Here is a 4,806-nt window from a genome sequence, read left to right as displayed (position 1 = left end):
ACAATATGTCGTTAGGACGCTGAATGTTATTGAAGGTTTCCAGAAGCACTTAACATGATGACAAGAGAGTATACCCAGGTTGGGTTAATCTGATACACAGTAAAAAAACATGAAGGAGGAAGCAATGGGCAATGGAAACAAGGTTATTGTTGACAAGGTAGTAGTCAGGTTTTTGTGTCAGGTCATTTTGCTGTTATGCTTGGTGGCTTTAACACAAACCGCAGGGTCGGCTTACGGTGCAGACACTGCGTCAGAGGGTAAAAAGATATATGAAAGCCGATGCGTGATCTGCCACGGATCAAACGGAGACGGCAAGGGGCTGGTAGGTATCGTTCACAGGGTAGAGAAAAAGGGCATGTCGTGGGATATCTATCCAAGGGACTTTACAGCCGGGGTCTTTAAGTTCAGGACAACGCCCACGGGGTGTATGCCATTAGAGAACGACCTGTTAACCGTAGTCACAGTCGGCATACCGAGGGCCTACATGCCATCAAGCGTAGACCTCTCTGAAAAAGAGAGAAAGGCAGTAGTGCAGTATATCAAGAGTTTTTCACCGAGGTGGAAGGACGAAGAACCCTGTCCACCAATATCCGTGAAGAAACCGGCGTGGGTAGGAAAACCCGAGTCGGTAGCAAAGGGTGAGCAGATATGGGATAAAATGAAGTGCTGGGAGTGTCATGGCAAAGAGGGCAAGGGCGATGGCACCAAGGCCGACAGCTTAAAGGACGACTGGGGCGATAAGGTGGTGCCCTTTGACTTCACAAGCGGGGCAACAAAGATGGGATTCGCCCCCGAAAACGTGTATATGGCATACACGACCGGTTTAGATGGTACAGGGATGCCCTCCTTTCAGGATTCACTGTCAGAGGATGACAGATGGCATCTGGTTTCTTATACATTGAAATTAATGGGACGACTCAACAAATAAACTGGTGCATGAAAGGAGGTTTTATGTCGGTTGATAGAAGGAATTTTCTTAAATATATAGGAATGGCCTCGGTTGCTGCCGGGGCCGGCGCTGTTATGCTCAACGACAAGGGTCAGGACGGCCCCTCAGTAGCACACGCCGAAACCAAGGGCAACGGTCATCAGAGCGCAGAACTCAAGCCCGGTGAGCTTGATGCCTACTACGGGTTCTGGAGCGGCGGGCACTCCGGCGAAGTCAGGATACTTGGCGTGCCCTCGATGAGGGAACTCAAGAGGATACCCGTCTTTAACATGGACGTGGCTACCGGATGGGGTATAACCAACGAAAGTAAGGCCATGCTCAGAGGCAAATTCTGCGGCGATACGCATCACGTTCACGGCTCCTACAAGGACGGCGTCTATGACGGCAAGTACCTGTTCGTTAACGATAAGCTCAACAACAGGGTGGCCCGCATACGGGTCGATTACATGGAGGTAGACAAGATACTTGACGTGCCCAATATCCAGGGTATGCACGGACTGTTTACCCAGAGGTCGCCCAGGACCGAGTGGCTTGTCTGTAACAGCGAATTCCAGGTGCCGGTACCCAACCAGCCGGATATGGCCACGGACAAATACTACGGTGCCCACACGATCATAGATGCCGAAAAGATGGAGGTCGTCTGTCAGGTGATGATGGATGAGAACATGGACCTGGCCGCTACCGATTACGGCGGCAGATACTCCATGACGACGTCATATAACATAGAAAAAGGCGTCACGATCTCAGAGATGCTGGCATCGGACTTTGACTACATGCTGGTGTTTAACTGGGACAGGATAAGGAAGGCGCTCAAGGATGGCAAGTTCAAGGTCATCGAGGGCGTGAAGGTGATTGACGGCAGAGAGGGCAAGTCCGATATCGTCATCAGGATACCGGTGGCCAAGAACCCGCATGGTATAAACGTATCCCCCGACGGCAAGTACGCCATCTGCTCCGGCAAGGTCTCACCCAACTGCACGGTCGTCTCCATTGACAAGCTCGCAGAGGCCTTTGACGGCAAGATCAAGCCCAAGGACTGCATCGTGGCACAACCCTACATAGGTCTTGGCCCGCTCCACACCACCTTTGACGGCAGGGGTAATGCGATCACCTCGGTCTTCATCGACAGCACCAACGTCAAGTGGAACGTCCAAAAGGCAATAGACGCCGAAAAGAAGAGCGCGGAAGAAAAGAAGAAAAACGAACACATCGTGGACATCCTCGACATTAACTATCAGGTTGGACACATAATGGCCACAATGGCCGAAACCAAGGAGGCCGACGGCAAGTGGCTCATCTCCCTGAATAAGTTCTCCAAGGACAGGTTCATAAACGTCGGACCGCTCAAAAACGAGTGCGAACAGCTCGTTGACATCTCCGGTGACAAGCTCAAGCTGATACACGACTCGGCACAGTACCTCGAACCCCACGACTGTATAATCGTCAGAAGGGATATCATCGAAAAGATTGTCAAGGACAGACACAACATGTTTGAACACCCGTTAGCCGTTACCAAGAGCGGGATGGACAGGAAGGGTAAGAAGGTCACCATTAAATTGACTGCCAACGCACCACTATACGGGTTGCAGGAGGTCAAGGTCAAAAAGGGTGATGAGGTCACCGTCATCGTGACCAATAATGACGAAATCTCCGACCTGGCACACGGCTTTGCACTGTCCAACTACAACATCAACTTTGTAATAGCACCGTTTCAAACCAAATCGGTGACATTTGTCGCAGACAAGCCCGGCGTATATTGGGCATACTGCACGAACTTCTGCCACGCCCTGCATCTTGAGATGAGAATGCGGATTATCGTTGAAAAGGCATAAGGAATAGGGATAACGGCTCCGGGGGTGTGTCAAAAGCACCCCCGGTACCAAATAATAAACGTGTGAACTGTTTATGACGGATTGGAAAGATTAATGAAGAGAACAATATTGTTGCTATTTGCCTTAGTATTTATGTCGTCTGCGCTATGTGCTGAGTTATATGCCTCGCAGGCAAAGTTCTTTGAACACAGATATGACTACAAGCTGGAAGACGTCCTCAAGGCCGATAAGTTTGTACAAAAGAATCGCTACTGGGAGGGTTATGCAGGGGGCAGGCTCATAGGCTATGTCTTCTTATCAAAGGACTGGACGGAGAAACACGTCGGTTATTCGGGTAAACACATGGAAACCCTCATCGGAATGGACACCGGTGGTAACATCACCGGCGTAAAGCTGCTTTTTCACTCAGAGCCTATTGTCCTCATAGGGCTTAAAGAGGAGAACTATCAGGACTTCCTGAAACAATACACTGGAAAAAATGCCATTACGGGTCTTACCTTTGGCAATGAGATAAAGATGGACGCCATTACGGGTGCCACGGTTACGGCGGCCGTACAGAACATTATAATATCGGAGAGCGCCAAGAAGGTGGCCACCAAACAGGCCGGTTTAACCAAACATGCACAAGATGGTGGGCGTAAATTCAGCAGTAAGTTTGAACCCCTCACCTGGAAGGACCTCCTTGATACAGGCGCCGTAAAAAACGTCCTTATTACGTCTGAGGCTCTTGGCCTGGAAGGTGATGCCCCATACCTGGACCTGCATATCGGTCTGGTACCACCGCCCTCAATTGGCAAGAATGTCTTGGATGAGCGCTTCTACAACGAAATAATGGAGACGCTTAAACCCGGTGAATCGGCGGTCTTTATCGTTGCCCGCGGTACGGGGTCGTTTAAGGGGTCGGGATTTGTCCGCGGTGGTGTCTTTGAGCGATTCAGCATCGAGCAGGAGGCACGCATATACAACTTCACCGACAAGGACTACAGGATACTGACAGGGCTTGCTGCAGGTGGCGCTCCTGCCATTAAAGAAGGTGGCATCTTTGTCATCAGGGGCAAGGACTTTGACCAATCAACCCCTTTTAATTTTAAGCTCATGTTGCCCTACAGGGTAGGCACAAAGAAAAAGTTTAAGGCCGTTGAGGTTGAATACAAGGTGCCGGACAGGTTCTTCAGAGTAGACGGTGAAAAGTCTTATAACTAAGCTATAGATAGGTGGTAGGGTACGATTTTATCGCAGCATATCGTACCCGCCCCGATACAAAAAACCCCTTGATGTAAGCAAGGGAGCATAAACATGTATAACAATATTCACCCTCTAAGAAGAAGGGAGGCGGCTCCGCTTCTTGGCGCTCCAGGTCGCACCTGGCCCTCCCTCAGACCCACCCCGCAAGGGGACCAGTCCCCTTGACCCCTTCCTACTTGTTATAGCTGCTTATATGCTCTCTTGCTTACCATAAACGTATCTTGTCTTTAATCAAATCCAAATCTGATATAGACACACACTTTTGCTACGATTTTTTAGTTACTTTTTAGCCGTTCCCAGTGATTTGATATAGGCAACTACATCCTGCATCTCTACGGAGTCTTTTACTATTGGTTTCCCTTTCAGCGCCATTTCTATGCACAGATTAACCACATCCTCCAGTGATGCAGCATCTTTTCCCATAACGGTAAATTTTTGTTTAGCAGCGGCCCCTTCAATCCCCTTGCCGTCTGGATGGCATGAAGAACATGATTTATTTGCCGTTGCGCCTGCAAACTTGCTGTCGTTGAAGAGCTTTTTCCCGTTTTTAGCGTCTCCTGCAAAAGCCGGCAGGACAGTTATTCCAAGTACGAGTAACCCCAGGACAATATATCTAACTACTTTCATGTAACCTCCCTTGAAAAAACATTGTTTTACCATCACAATGATGATTAGTTATAGCTTAAACCGATATTGCCTCCTTTGTCAAGCAGGGCTGCATTCAGGGCAATCGCATTTAACCGGAAGAAAAAAAAAGAATGGGGGACTTTGTCCCCCCTC

The 4,806-nt window shown here is 49.3% G+C and carries 4 protein-coding genes; 3 read left to right on the top strand and 1 reads right to left on the bottom strand.

The genetic code is table 11. The features are described 5' to 3' along the window. Window positions 1–124: 124 nt before the first annotated feature. The 3 genes from HWQ67_RS13245 (at window position 125) to HWQ67_RS13235 (ending at window position 3,984) form a co-directional block, all read left to right on the top strand. The gene (locus tag HWQ67_RS13245) at window positions 125–928 is read left to right on the top strand and encodes a c-type cytochrome (RefSeq protein ID WP_218253166.1); all 804 of its coding nucleotides are present in this window, start codon (window positions 125–127) and stop codon (window positions 926–928) included. Between the two features lie 23 nt (window positions 929–951). After that, window positions 952–2,781: a TAT-dependent nitrous-oxide reductase gene (nosZ, locus tag HWQ67_RS13240; protein ID WP_218253165.1), complete on the top strand. Its 1,830-nt coding sequence runs from the start codon at window positions 952–954 to the stop codon at window positions 2,779–2,781. 93 nt (window positions 2,782–2,874) lie between these two features. Further along, entirely contained in the window at window positions 2,875–3,984 is a 1,110-nt protein-coding gene (locus tag HWQ67_RS13235; protein WP_218253164.1) for an FMN-binding protein, read from the top strand. 321 nt (window positions 3,985–4,305) lie between these two features. Here the strand turns inward: HWQ67_RS13235 and HWQ67_RS13230 are convergent, their stop codons facing one another. After that, window positions 4,306–4,653: a c-type cytochrome gene (locus tag HWQ67_RS13230; RefSeq protein WP_218253163.1), complete on the bottom strand. Its 348-nt coding sequence runs from the start codon at window positions 4,651–4,653 to the stop codon at window positions 4,306–4,308. Between the last annotated feature and the right edge of the window lie 153 nt (window positions 4,654–4,806).

Origin of the sequence: Candidatus Magnetobacterium casense, assembly GCF_019173545.1 — a bacterium.
Lineage (GTDB): Bacteria > Nitrospirota > Thermodesulfovibrionia > Thermodesulfovibrionales > Magnetobacteriaceae > Magnetobacterium > Magnetobacterium cryptolimnobacter.
This window is presented reverse-complemented; position numbering and strand designations above follow the sequence as displayed.